Source organism: Gramella sp. MAR_2010_147, from assembly GCF_900105135.1.
In the GTDB taxonomy this organism is placed as follows: domain Bacteria; phylum Bacteroidota; class Bacteroidia; order Flavobacteriales; family Flavobacteriaceae; genus Christiangramia.
In genome coordinates this window covers 2,859,344-2,879,575 of record NZ_LT629741.1, presented here as the reverse complement: position 1 = coordinate 2,879,575, position 20,232 = coordinate 2,859,344, and the positions used below count along the sequence as shown (strand labels likewise).

The window sequence follows — 20,232 nt, the reverse complement described above, 5'->3', positions numbered from 1 at the left end:
TTTTAAATCCAACAAAAAAGCCACAGAAACTGTGGCCTTCAAGAGTATTTTGAATGAATTTTACTAAAAAATTACACGTCAAGTAATCCGTTGGTTTTTTTCACACCTTCAGCACTCTCCTTCATTTTTGCCTTTTCAGCATCATCCAGTTTCAATTCCACAATTTTCTCCAAACCATCTTTTCCAAGAATAGCCGGCACACCAATACAAAGATCGCTTAGTCCATACTCACCTTCTAATAAGGCTGAACATGGGAACATTTTTTTCTGATCGCAAGCAATAGCCTGCACCAATCCCGAAACAGCAGCTCCTGGAGCGTACCAGGCACTAGTTCCCAATAATTTTGTAAGGGTTGCCCCTCCTACTTTAGTATCTTCAGAAACCTGATTCAGTCTATCTTCTGATAAAAAAGCGGTTACAGGAACAGAATTTCTTGTAGCAAGCCTGGTTAGAGGTACCATACCGGTATCACTATGACCACCTATCACCATTCCATCAACGTCTGATGGAGGGCATTCCAGTGCCTCACTTAATCTATACTTAAAACGAGCGCTATCTAGTGCGCCACCCATCCCAATAATCTTATTTTTAGGAAGCCCTGTAGTTTTATGTACCAGGTAAGTCATCGTATCCATAGGATTACTTACAACGATTAAAGTAACATCTGGTGAATGTTTAATAAGGTTCGCAGAAACTTCTTTCACAATACCTGCGTTGATCCCAATCAATTCCTCTCTTGTCATTCCCGGTTTACGAGGAATACCGCTGGTAATAACAGCAATATCAGAATTTGCAGTTTTAGAGTAATCGTTTGTACTTCCTGTTATTTTTGTATCGAAGCCATTAAGAGTTGCTGTTTGCATAAGGTCCATTGCTTTACCTTCAGCGTAACCTTCTTTAATATCAAGCAATACAACTTCTGAAGCAAAATTTTTGATGGCAACATATTCCGCACAGCTGGCACCTACCGCACCTGCTCCTACTATGGTAACTTTCATGTTAAAATATTATTTAATTTCTATTAATAATGACAGCGAAATTACGAATAATGAGGCAGTAATAATAATAAGGAATGGTTAAATCATTATAGGTTTACAATAAGAAGTGCAAGCCGATATTTAGATTCACAAATTTACCAGCAGTCGCCATAGTACTGATTTTAAACTTTTCAAAGTAAAGATTGAATCCAATATCACCTTTAAACTGAGCTTCCTTGTCATTTAAAGTTGCAAGATTTGAATTAACTAATCCAAGAGCAATACCATCACCCCCAAATTCATATTCAAAATCTGACTGAGCAACACCTAAAGCCCCGAAAATTTCGAAATTTTCATACTTCTTGGAAGCCATCACCTCAGCCATCCACACACCGGCACTTACATCTATTAGATCAAGATTTACCAGATTAGGTACACTTATTTGCTGAAATTCGTATTTAACATCAAAAATATCATAGGCTATAATCCCTGCAACCTGAAGATCTTCCTCATCGTTAAATCTAAAATACTGGCTAAAATTATGCTTTAGACCTACTCCATAGGTGCTGAATTTTGAACCATCTACTTCCAGTTCAGGAAGCGCCCTAACTCCTAGCTGAAATCCATACGGTAAACCAACTGAAACCTGAGCAAACGGATAAAAAAGAGCCCCTTTATCTATCCCTTCTATGGCCTGAAAAGAAAAATCCTCGCCCATAAAGCTACCATTGAACATTACTTCAGAATCTGTTCCAAAAGCTGTTGGAATTACAGCACCACGATCCCCATCATTAATAGTAAGATTTGTAAAATCATTATCCTTAACAGTAAATTCCTTTTTACTGGATGGCACAAATAAGGCATTTGCATGAAGTGAAACATCTACTTTCCAGGGTTCAAGTGCTCTTGCAGAGGTGAACCAGCCGGCTGTAGCCTGATAAGCAGCGCTTTCAGATGCAGGACTCGCAAAACCATCAGCTAGAATTAAAAAATCATTAATTATATCTGTTCCCTCCTGAGGTATAGCCTGAGAAAATGACTTACCTGATGCAAAAATAAGGACTAAAAAAAGGTATTTAAAATTTTTCACGGTATAGTAGATTAGGTTGTTGTAAAAATAATAAAATATAGGCTCGCTTCTTATAAGAACGAAAAAAACCCACACTTATTAGCACGGTGTGGGTCTTTTAAAATATATGTTAGAACTGCTTAAGCATCAATATTTGCATATTTAGCGTTCTTCTCAATAAATTCTCTTCGTGGAGGAACTTCATCACCCATTAACATAGAGAAAATCCTATCAGCTTCTCCACCATTATCAATGTTCACCTGTCTTAAAATTCTGAAATCTGGATCCATAGTTGTATCCCAAAGTTGTGAAGCATTCATTTCCCCAAGACCTTTATATCTCTGGATCTGAACTCCTCCACTATATTCAGCAGCGATCTCATCACGCTCCTTCTCAGACCAGGCGTAACGCTTCTTTTGACCTTTCTTAACAAGGTAAAGTGGCGGTGTTGCTATATAGATATGACCATTCTCGATCAATTCTTTCATATATCTAAAGAAGAAAGTCAGGATCAATGTTTCAATGTGGCTACCATCTACATCGGCATCACACATGATCACAACCTTATGGTATCTAAGTTTTGAAAGATTCAGTGCTTTGCTATCCTCTTCAGTTCCAATAGTTACTCCAAGTGCTGTATAAATGTTCTTGATCTCTTCATTATCAAAAACCCTGTGAGACATCGCCTTTTCAACATTAAGGATCTTACCTCTTAAAGGAAGAATCGCCTGAAATTTACGATCTCTACCCTGTTTCGCAGTACCACCCGCCGAGTCACCCTCAACAAGGAATACTTCACATTGTTCCGGATCCTGCTCTGAACAGTCAGATAATTTCCCAGGCAAACCACCAACACTCATGGCAGTTTTACGCTGAACCATTTCACGGGCTTTTTTCGCGGCATTTCTAGCCTGCGCAGCAAGTATTACTTTTTGAACAATGGTTTTAGCATCATTCGGATTTTCTTCCAGGTAATTCTCAAGCATTTCTGATACAGCCTGAGAAACAGCTGAAGTTACCTCTCGGTTACCAAGCTTAGTCTTCGTCTGACCTTCAAATTGAGGCTCAGCTACTTTTACCGAAATAATCGCCGTTAAACCTTCGCGAAAATCATCTCCTGTAATCTCAAATTTTACCTTATCAAGAAGTCCGGATGCATCAGCGTATTTCTTCAGCGTAGAAGTTAAACCTCTTCTAAAACCTGAAAGATGCGTTCCTCCTTCATGCGTATTAATATTGTTCACATAAGAATGAAGATTTTCATTGAAAGAGGTGTTGTAAATCATTGCCACCTCAACAGGAATATCATTCTTTTCGCCTTCCATGGAGATCACATCTCCAATAATAGGCTCACGGTTTCCATCTAGAAAGCGTATAAATTCTTTTAAACCTTCTTCAGAATGAAAATCATCATGAACAAACTCTCCATTATCTTCCTTATTTCTTTTATCTGTTAAGCTGATTCTGATCCCCTTGTTCAGATAAGCAAGTTCACGCATACGACTGGCTAACGTATCATAATTATACTCCAGCGTTTGAGTAAAAATACTAGGATCAGGCTTAAAGGTTACGATCGTTCCACTAAGCTCCGTTTCACCAGTTGGCTTTACCGGATAAAGAGGCTTTCCTAACTCATATTCCTGCTGCCAGATCTGGCCATCTCGATAAACTGTAGCCGTTAAGTGCTCTGAAAGCGCATTCACACAACTAACTCCAACTCCATGAAGACCCCCGGAAACTTTATAGGAATCTTTATCAAACTTACCCCCGGCACCAATTTTGGTCATTACAACCTGAAGTGCGGAAACCCCTTCTTTTTTATGAAGATCTATAGGAATTCCCCTACCATTATCTTCTGTGGTAATGGAATTATCTTCATTAATAGTAACTTTTATATTATCACAGTGTCCGGCAAGAGCCTCATCGATAGAGTTATCAACAACTTCATATACCAAATGGTGCAAACCTCTAACGCCGGTATCTCCAATGTACATTGAAGGGCGCATACGAACATGCTCCATTCCTTCCAACGCCTGGATACTGTCGGCGGAATAATTATGTTTCTTAGCTTCTTCGCTCATATAATATGCTAATTAATTTCGTCAATTTTGGACAACGAACAAATATAACAATTCGCATATTTTTAACAGGTCGAAGCAAGCTTATAAGCCCTTAAGTTATCAACATATTATGTGGAAAAACCCGAAGCCCTAAAGAATTCTTTAAGGTTTCGGGTATTATGAATAAATAGTGATAAATACTAAACTTTTGCCATCTCCTTTTTCATTCCCGGAGCTACATGAGTTTCGTTTGCTCTTCCGCTTGGATCCAAATCTTTTTGCCATTTCGGAACCCATCTTTTTACCGTTTTCGCAGCAGAATCCTGAGGAAAATGTTTAGAGAACAATGTTCTATAGAAATAAGCTTCTTTTGTGGCAGGTGTGTTTACAGGATATTTCTCTGCAGCTGCTTCCATTTGCTCATCGCTTACCTGCTTTGAAGCATAATCAATAAGCTCATCAATCCAGTTGTAACCAACTCCATCGCTAAACTGCTCTTTTTGTCTCCATAGAACCTCATCTGGCAAAAATGGCCTTTCTGGCGTGTCAAATGCCTTTCTAAGAATATATTTTTCAGCTCCATCATAAGTAGATGGCATTTTTTCTTCTGGTACCATTTCTATTGCAGTTTTCAGAAAAGCTTTATCTAAGAAAGGAACTCTCGCTTCCAGACCATGGGCCATTGTTGACTTATCAGCCCTTAAACAATCGGCTGTAGCTAGCCTTTGCACTCTCCTAATAGTTTCTTTTTGAAATTCTTTAGCTGAAGGAGCATTTTTAAAATACAGATAACCTCCAAAAATCTCATCTGAACCTTCTCCGGAAAGCACTACTTTAATACCTTTTTCCGCAATTGCTTTCGAAAGGAAATACATAGGTGTGCTTGCTCTAATTGAAGTCACATCATAGGTTTCTAAATGCCACACCAGTTTCTCAAGGATTTGTATACCTTCTTCCACAGTGAAGTGAATTTCATGATGCTCGGTTCCTAAAAATTCAGCCACTTTTCTAGCTGCGATCAAATCTGGCGCTTCAGCATCCAACCCTATAGAAAAAGAATGCAGTTTTTGACCGGAATCCTCCATTAATCTTGCTGCAATAGACGATGTAAGGGAAGAATCGAGACCACCACTCAGTAATACGCCTAATGGCACATCTGCCATTAATCTTTTCCTGGTCGCTTCTATAAGACTCTCTCTCAGTTTAGCCAGATCTGCTGGCTGTACCGCCTTTTCAGCATCAAACCATTCTGGAGTATAATATCTTACAAAACCGGTTTCAGGCGTATAATAATGACCAGGAGGGAATGCTGAAAATTCCAGACAATGATCGGTCAGAGCTTTCATTTCACTTGCAAACCACAAAGCACCCTTTTCATCTGTTCCGTAATACAACGGTTTAACTCCAATTGGATCTCTCCCGACAATAAAATCGTCACCATCAATAATTACAAATGAAAAGACCCCATCTAATTTATCTACAAAATCGTACCCATACTTTTCATACATATGTACGATCACTTCAGAATCTCCGGTAGTTCTAAAAGTATGATCTTTTAGTTCGTTATTTCTTAATGCCACGTGGTTATAGATCTCACCATTATGAACCATCCAGGCTGAACTGGATCCTTGAATTGGCTGAATACCTGTTGTTAGATCTACAATAGAAAGACGTTCATGCGACAACACATAACCTTTCTCTGTAATTTTTAATCCGCTTTCATCGGGTCCTCTATGGGACATTCTTTTTGAAAGGCCACTAATTTTTGCCGCTTCAATGTCTTTTCCGATAACTGCTAAAATTCCACACATGACTAATATTATTTATAATTATAATACAAATATGAGTTTAAACTTACTTTCATAAAACACTAGACGCTATTTAAGTAATAATTAAAAACAATAATTAAAGTTTTTGATATAATTTTAAAGTTTATTTTTAAATATTAGGTTTATTTCTTTCATCTGTAAAGCTTTAAAATTTTAACAGCAACTTTGTTCTTTTTTAACAATGCTAACAGCATGCTTCAATTATCTTTATTGAATATTTAAACTAAAAAGACATGAAAAATCTAATACTAGGCGGAATAAGCCTTATTTGTTTATTGATCGCGAATCCTGTAAATGCACAGGAAGAGGACAAGGTGAATTTTTCTAAAGAAGAGCTGAAATTCTCCAAAATGGATGCAAGCCCTATGGATCTTGCTTTGTATAGAGACAAGAATGATGTGGCCGTTGCCCGAGTGATCTATAGCCGACCACAAAAAAGGGATAGAGAGATCTTCGGAAAACTTATACCTTATGGTGAGGTATGGAGAACGGGAGCGAATGAAGCTACCGAACTTACATTATACCAGGATATGAAAGTAGCAAATGCTGTAGTAAAGGCGGGAACTTACACGCTATACTCTATTCCAGGTGAAAAAGAATGGACGGTTATTCTAAATAACAAAACCAATACATGGGGTTCTTATGAATATACCGATAAGGAGGACAAAGTCAGGATTAACGTTCCTGTAAGACAGGCTCCAAATACTATTGAGTCTCTTTCAATGGCATTCCAGGAGTCTAATAAAGGCGCAGATCTTTTAATTGGATGGGATGACAGTTATGTGAAAGTTCCTTTTGAATCTGTTAAATAACCTTATACAAAATAAAGTAATCTAAAAACGCCCATGAAGGGCGTTTTTTTTATGGAATATTCAGGTATTTATGTGTTTGCAAAGACACCTTCCATTTAGGATTAGCCATTACATAATCTACTATTAATGGAATTATCTCCTCTCTTTTGCTCCATTCCGGCTGCAGATAAAGAATACAATCCTTATTTACCTTTGCTGCCTGCTCCTCTGCAAATTTAAGATCATGTTTATTAAAGACAATCACTTTCAGTTCGTTTGCAACGGGATAAATTTCATTCTTCGGGAGTTTTATTTTCTTAGGCGAAAGACATATCCAATCCCAGGTCCCTGAGAGGTCATAAGCTCCGGAAGTTTCAATATGGATATCACAGCCCTGATTCTTAAGATTAGTGGTTAATGTTGTCATGTCCCAGGTAAGTGGCTCCCCTCCGGTAATCACAATCGTTTTACTATACTTAATGGCATTTTCAACTATTTGTCCAACATGTGTTGGCGGATGAACTTCTGCATCCCAGCTTTCTTTCACATCGCACCAGTGACAACCTACATCGCAACCGCCTATTCTAATAAAATAAGCCGCGGTCCCCTTATGAAAACCTTCTCCCTGTATCGTATAGAATTCTTCCATTAAAGGAAGCATCACTCCTCTGTCTACCAGCTCTCTTGTCTCTTCTGAAATCATAGCCTGCAAAGATAAGGAAACTATAACTTCTAAATTACTTAAGAAGGACTGAATAAACCAATCGCACTAATTATAAATTATAGTGTTTTTTATATCCTCGTGAGGCTCTTCCAGATTACTCAAAAATCCATTAATAATAGCATACTTCACTTCCCCATCTTTATAAAGGAAAAAATTTGCTCCCGTTCCTGGTTGTAAATCTTTTTCCAGGGTAAAATCCTCTGAAACCATATTCAAGGGATAATTGGAGTGTTTTTTATCCATCATTTCAGAGCTAACATGTAAATATGCATATCCCTCTTTTAGTAAATTGACGGGATCAAGATCATCTAATTCGCGTTTAGAGTTTATTGTCTCAGGATAAATTTCACCCATTTCCAATTTTAAACCACTAGCATCAACCTCCTCATAACCATAACTTGTAGAAAGGTCTCCCTGATCTGCTATTCTTCCTGAATAGTAAAAATCTGAATTTCCTTCCAGATCGGTTTCAGATCTGTTTATACCAATATCCAGCACAAAATCCTCTCCATCCATCTCATAATGTAACCCGGTTAATTTAAGATCAAATAACATTCTGTCGTTATTTGGAATGTTTTCGTATTCTGAAATTTCTTCATTCTTATAACTTTCAGTAGCAATAGCATTAAGGGCTGCAAGAATACTCACGAAATTTAATTTTCGGATCTCCTGTTTTTCAGGATCATTTGGATAGCCTCCAGACTCTATTAAAATTGTACTTGTACCCCATTTCTGAATATTATCTCCAAAAGCTCTTGGTTCAAAATCATCATTATATCTACCCACCTGTCCCGGAGCATACTTTTGAAGCACTTTATTCATCCCCACAATAATTTTCATCGCATTTCCCCGAACTTCGTTTATCTCTTTTTCATAATTATAAGCCGGAGCCAGGAAAGAGATCGTAGCCGGCTTTTCAGTCCTTTCGGCATTGTAATATTTACTTTGATCGTGAAGATTAAAACCAAAATCAGCATCAAGACTATCTCTTATTCTTTTTAATGTTTTCGCCTCTGGAGACTGAAGTCGCAGCGCATCACGATTTACATCTATCCCCAGAGCATTACGCCGGGTAAACTTTTCAGCTCCATCAGGATTAAGCATGGGCAGAAAGTGAATTTTTAATTCCTTCAGCATTATTCTTTTTTCATCTTCAAATTCATCTGATTTAAAAAAATTGAGAATATCAAAAATAGCCATGGTCGCAGTAGATTCGTCTCCATGCATCTGTGACCAGAGAAAAACATCAGTTTTACCAGTACCTAAACTTATTAGATTAAGACTTCGGCCTTTAATGGATTCTCCTACTTTTTGAAATTTAATATCTTCGTCAGACATCAGTTTTTCCAAAAGAGAAATAACATCTTTATGTTTAATTCTTCTTTTCGTGATCTCTTTTTCTTTAAATTCTGAATATCCTTCAAATAGTTCCTCTGAAAATTCATCATTTTGAGCTATTGAAATATTAGAAATCACCAATACCGCTAAAACCTGTATAAAAATTCTTTTCATATTTATTATTTTGAAGGAACTTTCCTGAAATTCCTGTTTTGTGTTGCATCTCTAACTGCTTTCATAAAATCTTCGCCAGGGTCAACCTTTTCTGTTCTATAGCCTGAATCTTTCTCCAACCATAATTCATGATCTTCAAAGTTGGTATATTCATAATGACCAATTACATATTGAATGTCATATTTACCACTTAAATAATTAACCAGCCAGATATTGGATTTTAATTGGGCATTTGTAAGCGGAGTATCTTTAGTTCCTCCCACGTTTTCAACCCCAATGGCGGTATGATTCAATCCAATGACATGCCGGGCCATCATGGTTTCAGGCATTAACCTATAAATAGTACCATCTCTAGCTACCAGGAAATGTGCAGATACATTTAACTGACTCGCTCCTGAAATCGCTTCCCTGGATTGAGGCAATTTTGAACTTTTGAATGCCTGAAATGAATCTTCAAGTGTTGGAATTGCCGTCCAATACAAAACGATCATCTTTGGATCTATTTCAGGTGATTTTCTGTCCAGCCCATAACGATCCTGCATATATTCCAAAGTTAGATCTATGCGATCCTCTTCAAAGTTTATAGGTTTATCTATGATTCCTGGAGATTTACATGAACCCAGAAATATAAAGAGCATCCCGATTATGACGTATATCTTTCAAGTCTTCATTTAAATTATTTTATATAAAAAAAGCCCTGCCAAAGACAGGGCTTTAAATTAATTAATTTTTATTCATCCCAGAAGACAGGATCCAGTAAGGTCACATCTGGCACGTTATTACCATTTCTGCTTACTTCTGAATCTGGATAGGCCAGTCTTCTAATAAACATTCCATTTAAATCTGGATTAATATTTTCTGGTAGATCAAAATTCTCGTAGCCATAGTCAAAACGTCGTGCATCCACCCATGCTTCCGGATTAAGAAACAAAGACACCCACTTTTCCTTGAAAATATCTTGCATTGTGAAGGCATCTACACCCATGCTTACCTCATCAGAGTTTATATAAGCATCGATTTCAGATGCTTCTACTCCTACTTTTTCCATATGAGCTCTTATGCCATCAAGATATGCCTGATAGGATCTGGCTTTATCAATTCCGAAAGCAGCTTCAGCTTCTATAAATTTCTGTTCGGCATAAGTTGCTATTAAAACCGGCCCCTGCCTGGTAGTGTAGAAATCACCTTCTTCCAGAACAGATCTTGCTCCCTGTTCCGGGGCATTTCCTCTACCTGCTCCATTCTCAGTACCTATGTATTCCCCATCATCGGTAGCTCCGACCATCAATGGCAATCGCGGATCTTCAACTCCAAAAGTGGTTCCGTCCAGAGCTTCAATAAACTGTTCTGAAATCCATCCTCCAAGAAACAGATTCGCATTATCTATAGCTACATCTGCCCAGGGATTAAATTCTTCTTCAAAATATTCCATTTGAGCATCATCAGCATTGCTTTCGAATCCATTTTCCAGAGCAGAAAGAACAGCATTGGGATCATAACTACCCGTTTCACTATAATGGTTGAGATATCGAGCTTTTAGCATGTATGCAAATTTGATCCAGTTCTCTGCGTCACCGTTATAAATAAAATCATCGTTACCTACAGAGGTACTGGTTTCCATAGAAAGATTCGCTATTCCTAGATCAAGAAGTCCTAAAATTTCTGTGTACAATTGCGCATCGTCATCAAAAGATGGGGTTACAGTAACAAAATTAAAACCTTCACTATACGGAACATCTCCCCAGGCATCAACTGTTAAAGCTAAATTATAAGCCATAAGAATTTGTCCTATCCCCTCATAATGATTCGCTTCTTCATTCTGTGCTTTCAGAATCATATCGTTAATATCGGTCATAACGTTATAAAGAGCTCTCCAGGTACCGCTATAACTCACCGGCTCCATAATATCTGAAGAACTTGCTTCATTGGGAGACGCCAGATACTGCACATAATTTGTCGCTATATCACCCATTCTGAAAGTATTCTGCGCAGTTTCAAATGTTGAATTCACCATCAATCCCGCCAAAGGTGCTTCGGTTGGATTGTTAGGATTCTCATTAATATCCAGGTAATCATCGCATGAGACAAGCAAAAACGCAAACGCAAGGATTACATATTTGTATTTATTTATTTTAAATTTCATATCGAAAATTTTTAAATTTTAAAGTCCAAGGTTTAGCGTGAAAAATAAGCTTCGAACACCCGGATAACCCAATCCTGTCAAACCAGTAGCATTTCCTCCGGCTCCTGAGCTAAATGACTCAGGATCGAACCCGTCCCACGGAGTATATAAGATAATATTATTCGCAGCTACAGACAACCTTGCCGATTCAAATGGCAACGCATTGAGCACATTCTCCTGAAAATTATATGCCAGGGTTACATTTCTCAATTTTATGAATGCAGCATCCTGAACAAAGTTTTCACTTACCGTACGATAGGTATTCCTATAAAATCCGGCACCGTAATTTCTTCCATCAGGACCTTCTCCCTGCCCAAGCCAAACTTGCTGTGTATTTGGAGATCCATCGGCGAGCACCCCATCAAAAACAATGGTTTCATTTCGATTTAAAGTATATTCTGCTATACCAAATGCAGAAAAGAAGTTATCATATTGATTGTATTGATCAACTCCCGCCCGGAAGTCTACCAGAAAAGAAAAGTCAAAACCTTTATAAGTAAAATCATTCTTTAAACCACCAATCCATTTTGGAGTTGTGTTACCCAAAACAAGCTGACTGCTATTTCTATCTGGAAAGCCATTCTCTCCAATAATGATTGGAAGTCCTTCCTTCAGATAAATACTATTAGGGTCTGCTCCTAATCTGGAATAGCTGGTTCCAAAAATATTACCGTATGGCTCACCTTCCAGAAGCTTTATAGTAACGGAAGACCCTCCGTATCCAAACTGGCCACCAACCACAATTTCTTCTATACCTTCCCTAATACTTTTAACTTCATTTTTATTATATGACGCATTAAAAGAAACATCCCACCTAAAGTCTTCCTGTTTAATCGGGGTTCCTCTTAAGATAAATTCCCATCCCCTGTTTTCAATTTCTCCGGCATTGGTCACAAAAGTTGAAAAACCTGCTGTTTCACTAACAGGCACCGGTATGATTTGATCTTTACTATTAGATTTATACCAGGTAACATCTACTCCTAACCTGTTTTCGAAGAATCGAAGGTCGGTTCCAAATTCTATGGCCGTAGTTTTTTCAGGTTTTAATTCAAGATCACCAAACTGGCTAAATCTGGTAAATCCAACCTGACCGCCTAAAGGATAAATAGAAGGTGAAGCATAAGTTTGCCCAATCAGGTATGGATCGGTATCCTTACCAACCTGTGCCCAGGAACCTCTTACTTTACCAAAGGTAAACCAATCTGGCTGTTCAAAGCTTTCAGTAAATACATATCCTAAATTAACCGAAGGGTAGAAAAATGAATTATTACCAATAGGCAATGTAGAAGTCCAGTCATTTCTTGCAGTAACATTTAAGAAAATGGTTTCAGCGTAATTGAGCATGAGGTCCCCGTAAACTCCCACCAGTCTTCTTTTTCTTTTATCCTGGGAATTTGAAATCTGGCTCGCATAACTTAAATCATAAAATCTTGGGATCACAAAATTTTCACCGGTCGCATCTACTCTTTCATAATCTCTTTCAAAAATATCATTACCTAAACGCAAGGTTGTATTCAATTTTTCGTTCCAGTCCTTTTTAAGAGTTATATAAAAGTTAGAGTTAATATCTCTACTGTTAATCCTGGTTTCTGTTATGAATCCAGTGCTACTCAGTGGAACTTCTCCATCAATTCCCAGAGGTCCAGGTGTAATCTCTGTTCTTCTATCACTATAATAATCTGTTCCAATTAAATAATTAAGGTCTAACCATTCTAACGGACTGTACGTAAATCTCAAATTACCTACGGTTCTATTTACCTCATCCTCAAAAGTACTAAAACGAGCATCGTAGATTGGATTCGTATTTTGATAAGTATTCATGGTACCGTCTGGATTAATATAATCTTCCACATCGTGATTGGGAGTCCAATAAACTAAACGTTCCATAAATCGATCATGTGGCACACGGTTACCTCCTGAAACAGTATAATTTATATTTCCTGAGAATTTAAACTTCTCACTAAACTTAACCTCTCCACTTAATTTCGCCGAAGTTCTTGCCCAGTCACTGAATGGAATAATTCCTTCCTGATCCAGCTTCCCTATTGAACCGTAAAACGTAGCATTTTCACCACCTCCAGATATACTAATATTGTTATCTATTTGCACACCGGTTCTCATAGCATCAGACCATATATCATGAAACCTAACATCAGGATCTATTTGATTGATTTCTTCCATTGAAGGACCCCAGTTAGGCCAAAAAGAAGTTGGATCATATACTCCCGAGAATCCCTGACCATATGTTTCCTGAAATTCCGGATACTGATTAATCTCATCAAATCCCACAGAACTATTCAAATTAATTCTCACTCTACCAGCCTTCCCTTTTTTGGTTGTAATAATAACAGCTCCATTGGCGGCTCTTACTCCGTAAAGAGCAGTTGCGGCAGCGCCTTTCAGAATGTTAAGGGATTCAATATCATTCGGATTAATATCAGCGGCACGATTAGAAAGTCCACGAGGCGTACCATTCGATTCTATAGTTGAATTGTCTATCGGAACCCCATCGATTACGAATAGTGGCTGATTGTCTGCATTAGGGTCAAGAGAATTAACACCCCTGATAATAATTCGAGCACTCATGCCCGGAGCACCTCCGGAGTTCGTCACCTGAACACCGGCTGCCTGACCCTGCAAAGCACTTACAAGGTTTTGCTGCTTGGTTTTTGCGATTTCTTCTGAATCTATTTCCTGTACAGCATAACCAAGTGATTTTTTCTCCTGTTCAATCCCAAAGGAAGTCACAACTACCTCATCGAGACTCTCCAGGTCTGCCACCAAAGTGACATCCAGAGTAGATTGACCTGAGTATGGAATTTCCTGTGTCTCAAACCCAAGTGATGAGAATACAATGGTTTCTCCAGATTGAACATTAATTTGATAATTTCCTTCAAAATCGGTTACGGTTCCCCGATTTGTGTCCTTGATCACAACATTCACCCCCATAAGAGGTTCTCCGTTCTCAGATCCGGTTACCAGACCGTTAACAGAGTTTTCTTGTGCTGACAAGGTTGCAAATTGAAAAACAGCCAAAAAGGCCATCATTAAAGTTTTTAATTTCATACCTTAATTTGTTAAGTAATTGTGAATGAAGTTTAAATATAACATATATTATTTTACAAAAGTTCACTACCTTATTAAAATATTTCATTATTATTAACCATATTTCAACATTCAATACCCTAAACCTGCCTTAACACCATGGTATCACTACAGATTAAAAACCTAAAAACAAGCGTATATACCTCAACAATTGTTAAGAGACTATCCTTAATTATTTTTATTTCCTTTATACTCGCTTCCTGTTCCGCAATAAAGAAAACGAACAAAAAAATAGAAGCAGATTTTCGTGAATCAAGAGTATTTAATCAAGGTTTTACTGGATTAGCTATTTACGATCCCGCAGAGAATAGCATGCTCTATACCCATGATGCGGACAAATATTTTACACCGGCTTCGAACACTAAATTATTTACACTTTATACAGGTTTGAAAATCATAGGAGACTCAATCCCGGCCCTGAAGTACACCATTAAAGGTGACAGCTTAATTTTTAGAGGCACAGGAGACCCTTCTTTTCTTAATCCTCATCTGCCAGAATCAAAAGTACATGGTTTTTTAAAACACAATGCATACAAATTATTCTATGCTCCTCCCGTTTATAAAGAAAAGCGACTTGGTTCTGGATGGGCCTGGGATGATTACGACTCTTACTATTCTGCAGAAAAGATTGACCTGCCCGTTTATGGCAACCTGTTGGAAATTAAATTTAATAAAGGTTCAAATACTCCTACGGTTTACCCTAAATTATTTCAGGATTCTATCGCATCGGTAAATCCAACAGATCCCACAAATAAATACACCCAAAGAAATATTGCGTCAAATAGTATGGAATTCCAGGATTTTAAGAGAGAAGAAAATTTCACTCAATACATTCCTTTTAATTTCTCTCACAAGCTTATAACAGAAATCATTTCGGATACAATTAATAAACCCGTAGAAGTTTATCATGGCAAATTAAAAAGCAGTGATTTGGAAAATACAGTTTACAGTGTCTCTGCTGATAGTATTTACAAAAGAATGATGCAGGCAAGTGATAATTTTATTGCCGAACAAATCCTGTTGATGGCTGCAGATAAAGTATCTGATACTTTAAAAACAAGTATCGCTATAGATTACATGAAAGAGAATTATCTTCAGGATCTGCCAGATGAGCCAATGTGGTATGATGGGTCAGGTCTTTCCAGATATAATTTATTCACTCCAAGATCGATGGTAAGGCTGATCGAGAAAATAGAAGAAGAAATACCTACAGAAAAACTTTTTAAAATACTGGCCGTGGGAGGCGAATCTGGAACTTTAAAAAATTACTATAAAGCTGAAACACCATACATTTATGCCAAAACAGGAACTTTAAGAAACAATCATAGTCTAAGTGGTTTCCTTATCACTAAAAAGGGAAGAATTCTTATTTTTAGCTTTATGAATAGTAATTATACGGTTTCAACTTCAGAATTAAAAGAAGGAATGACCAAAATACTGGAACAGGTAAGAGACTACTATTAAAACAGAACCTACTCAAATGCAAAGAAGAAAATTTATTCAGAATATAGGGATTGGCGGACTTTTACTACCGCTAAATACACACTCATTCAATAGTCTTAAGGAGTTCAGGTTAAGTAGTGACACCTTACTTCCGGAAGCTTTAATAGAAGGGGATACTATTGGGATTGTAAGCCCCGCCAGTGCTATTTTCGAGTCGGAACCCTATGAAATTGCAAAGGAATCTTTTGAAGCCATGGGCTTGAAGGTAAAATTCGGGAAAAACACCAGGAACCGTTATGGCCACCTGGCTGGTACCGATGAAGAAAGAGCTGAAGAATTCAACGAAATGTTCAGAGATGATTCTATCAAAGCGGTAATCGCTTTGCGAGGAGGTTCAGGAGCTGCAAGAATTCTGGATAAATTAGACTATGAAGCAATAAAGAACAATCCCAAGATCTTTCTTGGATATAGCGATATTACAGCATTACACATGGCCATTTTCGAAAAAACGGGACTTATAACTTTCCATGGGCCGGTGGCAGTATCCAGCTGGAATTCCTTTAGCTATGACTATTTAAAGCGTCTTCTTTTTCAAAAGGAAGCGATCACCTACGAAAACCCAAAAAATAAAGGGGATGAGCTTGTTCAAACCAAAAATCGAATCAGAGTGATAAATGAAGGAACGGTAACGGGTCAGCTTCTTGGTGGAAATCTTTCTGTACTTACCGGAATTATGGGTTCTGAATATTTCCCACAAGACTGGAAAGGAAAAATCCTGTACCTGGAAGATGTAGGTGAAAAGATCTATGCCGTTGACAGAATGATGTCCCAGTTATATTTAGGTGGTGTATTTGAACAGATCAGTGGTTTTGTTTTTGGAAAATGTACCGATTGCGATCCCGGCGGAAGCGGTTATGGCTCGTTAACTCTTGAAGAAGTTATAGATCATTATATTAAACCATTGAATATCCCGGCTTATTCTGGAGCAATGATCGGGCATATTAATGACAATGCCACCATCCCGAATGGTTTGGAGATTCAGCTCAATGCTTCTAAAGGCACTATCACAATGTTGTCTCCAGCGGTGAAGTAAATGTCTAATTTTTACGCCGAAGCAATTCTTTTTGGTAGAGCTGCCTGCCCAGTTCAGCCAGAAAAGGGATTCCTATGTTATCGTATTCGTAAATATTATCATTAAAAATCTCATTTTTATTTACGAGTAAAGTCGCTGTAAGTAAAAATTGAATATCGTTTTTCTCATCTTCAATATAAGCAGTCTCGGTTAGCGTGCCGTAGGCATAGCCCACTTTGTTATAAATTTTTACATGTGCAGGAATCCTTTCCTTTGAATCACCGTAGATAAAGAACTTTCCGTAGCTATCATAAAATTTGGTTTCATCATAATCAAGTTCTCTTGGTAAATTTGACATTGCTTCTTTAAGGAACATCTTATCTTCCTTTGTAAGATCAAAGATTTGGCATTTCTCAAAGACTTCCGGAAAGAAAAGTCTCTTCATCAGATTATGTTGAGTTTCGACCGGAAAATAATTCTTCAGGGCAAAACTAAAAGGTTCATCTACTTTTTCCCCTTCTTTCATATAGGCCTTTCCTTTAATTACATCATATATTTCCAGTGAATCAGCCTTTGCATTATTCGTGACGGGTAATTCAAAATCTCCATCTTCAGTTTTAAAAATCATTTGACGGGTAAGGGTGTCACCAGAACCTTCACCAGAAAATCTGTGAGAGATACGAATTGACGCCAGGCCTTTTGCTTTCATTCTGGAATTAATATAATCCTGTCCCAAAAACTCGAATAAACGATTGTAAGCCTCATTATCACTTACTGCGAAAATGGCTTTTATATCATCCTCGATCCTGTTTTCTACCGAATCACTCTCCAAATAATAGCTTGTATTTTTGTCAATTTTCACTCCTTCCGTATTTAATTCATTAAGTTTCTCAAGACTTAGAACTGCAATAGGTAATTTAACGGTGCTGGCGGGATAAAAATAAGCTTCAGAATCTACCCGGTATTTATAATCATGGAATTCAACTCCCCCATTTTTTTTGATGATCCTGGAATACATGATCTGAAGTTCATACTTTTCGGCATTTTGAAATACTGGCGCAAGCTTTGTGTCTTCAGAAACCGAAATTTGTTTCAGTAGGTTCCTCCTTAAACCGCAGCCACCAATAAGCACTATTAGTAAAGGAAGAAGTAGATATTTTCTCATTCTTATAAAAATAGTCTTTTAGATCATATTCTGATATTTATAAAAGTAAGCCTATATTTAAATTAAAACAATTTTCTTCTCTTTACAGAAGTGGATTGTTTTATTCTTTTGAATTATCATTTTTATAATAACTTAGCATTAATGGACAAAGCGGCACAATTCATTGAAAAAATTAAAAAAGGCTATACCACAAAAGGCGATTATCTTTATTTAGGTGCCGGGATGTTGAATGGAAATGTACATTCTGAAGCAGCAGTAAAAATCCCACTAAAAACCATGAACCGTCATGGTTTGATCGCGGGGGCTACCGGTACAGGAAAATCAAAAACACTACAGATCATTTCTGAAAATCTTTCAGAAAAAGGGGTTCCTGTATTATTGATGGATGTAAAAGGAGACTTAAGTGGCATCGCACAACCTGCGGAGGAAAAAGATTTTATTACAGAAAGACACAATAAACTCGACTTCCCATTTACCTCTCGGCAATCTCCCGTTGAGATCTTAAGCCTCTCAGACCAGGATGGAATAAGGCTAAGAGCAACTGTGAGTGAATTTGGCCCTGTTTTATTATCCAGAATATTAGATTTAAATGCAACACAATCTGGAATTTTAGCTATTATCTTTAAATATTGTGATGACAATCAGCTGCCCTTATTAGACCTTAAAGATCTCAAGAAGATCATTCAATATTCAACTGAAGACGGGAAAAAGGAGTTTGAAAAAGATTACGGTAGGATTTCTTCAGCATCCACAGGAGCTATTCTGCGCAAAATTGTAGCTCTGGAGCAACAAGGCGCCGATCTTTTTTTTGGAGAGCGAAGTTTTGAAGTAAACGATCTTCTTAGAAAGACAAGAGAGGGTAAAGGTTTCGTAAATATCCTAAGACTTACAGATATCCAGGACAGGCCCAAACTATTTTCAACTTTTATGTTAAGCCTGCTTGCTGAAATCTATTCCACATTTCCGGAAAAAGGAGATATGGATAAACCGGAACTGGTATTATTTATAGATGAGGCTCATCTTATTTTTGACGAGGCCTCAGATGCATTATTAGATCAAATTGAAAGCATCGTAAAATTGATAAGATCTAAGGGAGTTGGAATTTATTTTGTGACTCAAAATCCTGCTGATGTTCCTGAAGAAGTACTTGGACAGCTAGGATTAAAAGTTCAGCACGCTTTAAGAGCTTTCACCGCTAAAGACAGGAAAGCGATAAAACTAGCTGCGGAAAATTATCCGGAATCAGAATTTTACGATACCAAAAACATGCTTACTGCGTTAGGTATAGGCGAGGCTTTAGTCTCTGCATTAGATGAAAAAGGAAGACCTTCTCCGCTAGTTGCGACGATGCTTAGAGCACCTATGAGCAGGATGGATATCCTTACCGATAAGGAATTAAAGGACCTAATCAAAAACTCTGATCTTGTTCCAAAATATAATCAGGAAATTGATAGAGAGAGTGCTTACGAAATTCTGAATAAGAAAATTGAAATTGCAGAAAAAGAGGAAGCAAAAGAAAAGGCTAAAAAAGAAAGAAAAGAAGTAACGAAAACCAGTTCCCGCCGTCGAACAAAAAGCACCGAGGGAGCCATTATAAAAGTATTGACCAGCGCGACCTTTATAAGAGGAGTAATGGGGATACTCAACAAATTTTTAAAATAAAAAATTCTACCATTTAAAATGTACAAAAGAGCTTTATTGATTATTGGTTTATGTATTAGTGTATTATCCTGTACCAGTGATGAAGAAAATCCATTTCTTATTTCGCCTACCCAGGTTGGCCCCCTAAAAAAAGATATTAAGATAAATCAATTAGATTCAATTTTTCAGGGAGACAGTATAGTAAGGCAAACCAGCGGTCCGCAGGAATTTCGTTCAACAGATGAGATCAAGATTTTTAGCGAAGACGGGCAGGCTTTGATGAGTCTGGAACCTCTACAGGAGTTTGACTCAACGAGTACTATAGGCTACATCAGGATTCTGGATCCACGATATGAAACTAAACATGGAATAAACATTAAAAGTACTTTTAAGGAGGTTGTAGAAAATTATACTATCTCCAGAATTGAAAATACCATAAACTCTGCAGTGGTATTTCTGGACGAAATAAACGCATACATTACCATAGATAAAAATCAATTACCTACCAACCTAAGGTATGATACCGATAGTAAGATCATGGCTTCCCAGATACCGGATGATGCCAAGATCAAATACTTTATGATCTACTGGAATTAACCATGAGATATCTTTTGATAATTTAATGCCTATGTTTATTTATCGGGTGCAAATCGTCAATAGAT

At 37.5% G+C, this 20,232-nt stretch carries 15 protein-coding genes; 5 read left to right on the top strand and 10 right to left on the bottom strand.

Annotation, left to right across the window (positions count from 1 at the left end):
• Positions 1–71: 71 nt before the first annotated feature.
• The 4 genes from mdh to asnB all read right to left on the bottom strand — a co-directional run bounded on the left by mdh (position 72) and on the right by asnB (position 5,917).
• Positions 72–998, bottom strand: coding sequence for a malate dehydrogenase (gene mdh / locus BLT95_RS12985; RefSeq protein WP_089666576.1), 927 nt, complete (start codon positions 996–998; stop codon positions 72–74).
• 94 nt (positions 999–1,092) lie between these two features.
• On the bottom strand, positions 1,093–2,067 hold the full coding sequence (locus tag BLT95_RS12980) for a DUF6588 family protein (RefSeq protein ID WP_157718061.1): 975 nt from the start codon (positions 2,065–2,067) through the stop codon (positions 1,093–1,095).
• A gap of 119 nt (positions 2,068–2,186) precedes the next feature.
• Positions 2,187–4,127 (bottom strand): DNA topoisomerase (ATP-hydrolyzing) subunit B, encoded by a 1,941-nt coding sequence (gyrB, locus tag BLT95_RS12975; RefSeq protein WP_089666574.1) that lies wholly within the window; start codon positions 4,125–4,127, stop codon positions 2,187–2,189.
• A 179-nt stretch (positions 4,128–4,306) separates the two neighbouring features.
• Positions 4,307–5,917: an asparagine synthase B gene (asnB, locus tag BLT95_RS12970; protein ID WP_089666573.1), complete on the bottom strand. Its 1,611-nt coding sequence runs from the start codon at positions 5,915–5,917 to the stop codon at positions 4,307–4,309.
• A gap of 251 nt (positions 5,918–6,168) precedes the next feature.
• Here asnB and BLT95_RS12965 point away from each other — a divergent pair, with 251 nt between their 5' ends.
• Positions 6,169–6,747 (top strand): DUF2911 domain-containing protein, encoded by a 579-nt coding sequence (locus tag BLT95_RS12965; RefSeq protein ID WP_089666572.1) that lies wholly within the window; start codon positions 6,169–6,171, stop codon positions 6,745–6,747.
• 49 nt (positions 6,748–6,796) lie between these two features.
• On the opposite strand, the gene BLT95_RS12960 is transcribed toward BLT95_RS12965, so the two are convergent.
• The 5 genes from BLT95_RS12960 to BLT95_RS12940 all read right to left on the bottom strand — a co-directional run bounded on the left by BLT95_RS12960 (position 6,797) and on the right by BLT95_RS12940 (position 14,210).
• A complete protein-coding gene (locus tag BLT95_RS12960; protein ID WP_089666571.1) occupies positions 6,797–7,429 on the bottom strand; it encodes a 7-carboxy-7-deazaguanine synthase QueE in 633 nt (210 codons plus the stop codon).
• 66 nt (positions 7,430–7,495) lie between these two features.
• Positions 7,496–8,962: a M14 metallopeptidase family protein gene (locus BLT95_RS12955; RefSeq protein ID WP_089666570.1), complete on the bottom strand. Its 1,467-nt coding sequence runs from the start codon at positions 8,960–8,962 to the stop codon at positions 7,496–7,498.
• A gap of 5 nt (positions 8,963–8,967) precedes the next feature.
• Positions 8,968–9,600 (bottom strand): peptidoglycan recognition family protein, encoded by a 633-nt coding sequence (locus tag BLT95_RS12950; protein ID WP_172822593.1) that lies wholly within the window; start codon positions 9,598–9,600, stop codon positions 8,968–8,970.
• A 92-nt stretch (positions 9,601–9,692) separates the two neighbouring features.
• Positions 9,693–11,105: a SusD/RagB family nutrient-binding outer membrane lipoprotein gene (locus BLT95_RS12945; protein ID WP_089666569.1), complete on the bottom strand. Its 1,413-nt coding sequence runs from the start codon at positions 11,103–11,105 to the stop codon at positions 9,693–9,695.
• An 18-nt stretch (positions 11,106–11,123) separates the two neighbouring features.
• Complete coding sequence (locus BLT95_RS12940) at positions 11,124–14,210, bottom strand: SusC/RagA family TonB-linked outer membrane protein (RefSeq protein WP_089666568.1); 3,087 nt, start codon at positions 14,208–14,210, stop codon at positions 11,124–11,126.
• A 138-nt stretch (positions 14,211–14,348) separates the two neighbouring features.
• Between BLT95_RS12940 and BLT95_RS12935 the strand changes: the two genes are divergently transcribed.
• Complete coding sequence (locus BLT95_RS12935; protein ID WP_089666567.1) at positions 14,349–15,713, top strand: D-alanyl-D-alanine carboxypeptidase; 1,365 nt, start codon at positions 14,349–14,351, stop codon at positions 15,711–15,713.
• A gap of 16 nt (positions 15,714–15,729) precedes the next feature.
• Positions 15,730–16,785 (top strand): LD-carboxypeptidase, encoded by a 1,056-nt coding sequence (locus BLT95_RS12930; protein ID WP_089666566.1) that lies wholly within the window; start codon positions 15,730–15,732, stop codon positions 16,783–16,785.
• 4 nt (positions 16,786–16,789) lie between these two features.
• On the opposite strand, the gene BLT95_RS12925 is transcribed toward BLT95_RS12930, so the two are convergent.
• Positions 16,790–17,929, bottom strand: coding sequence for a serine hydrolase (locus tag BLT95_RS12925; RefSeq protein ID WP_089666565.1), 1,140 nt, complete (start codon positions 17,927–17,929; stop codon positions 16,790–16,792).
• Between the two features lie 141 nt (positions 17,930–18,070).
• Between BLT95_RS12925 and BLT95_RS12920 the strand changes: the two genes are divergently transcribed.
• Positions 18,071–19,591 (top strand): helicase HerA-like domain-containing protein, encoded by a 1,521-nt coding sequence (locus BLT95_RS12920; protein ID WP_089666564.1) that lies wholly within the window; start codon positions 18,071–18,073, stop codon positions 19,589–19,591.
• An 18-nt stretch (positions 19,592–19,609) separates the two neighbouring features.
• Positions 19,610–20,167 (top strand): hypothetical protein, encoded by a 558-nt coding sequence (locus BLT95_RS12915; RefSeq protein WP_089666563.1) that lies wholly within the window; start codon positions 19,610–19,612, stop codon positions 20,165–20,167.
• Positions 20,168–20,232: the final 65 nt, after the last annotated feature.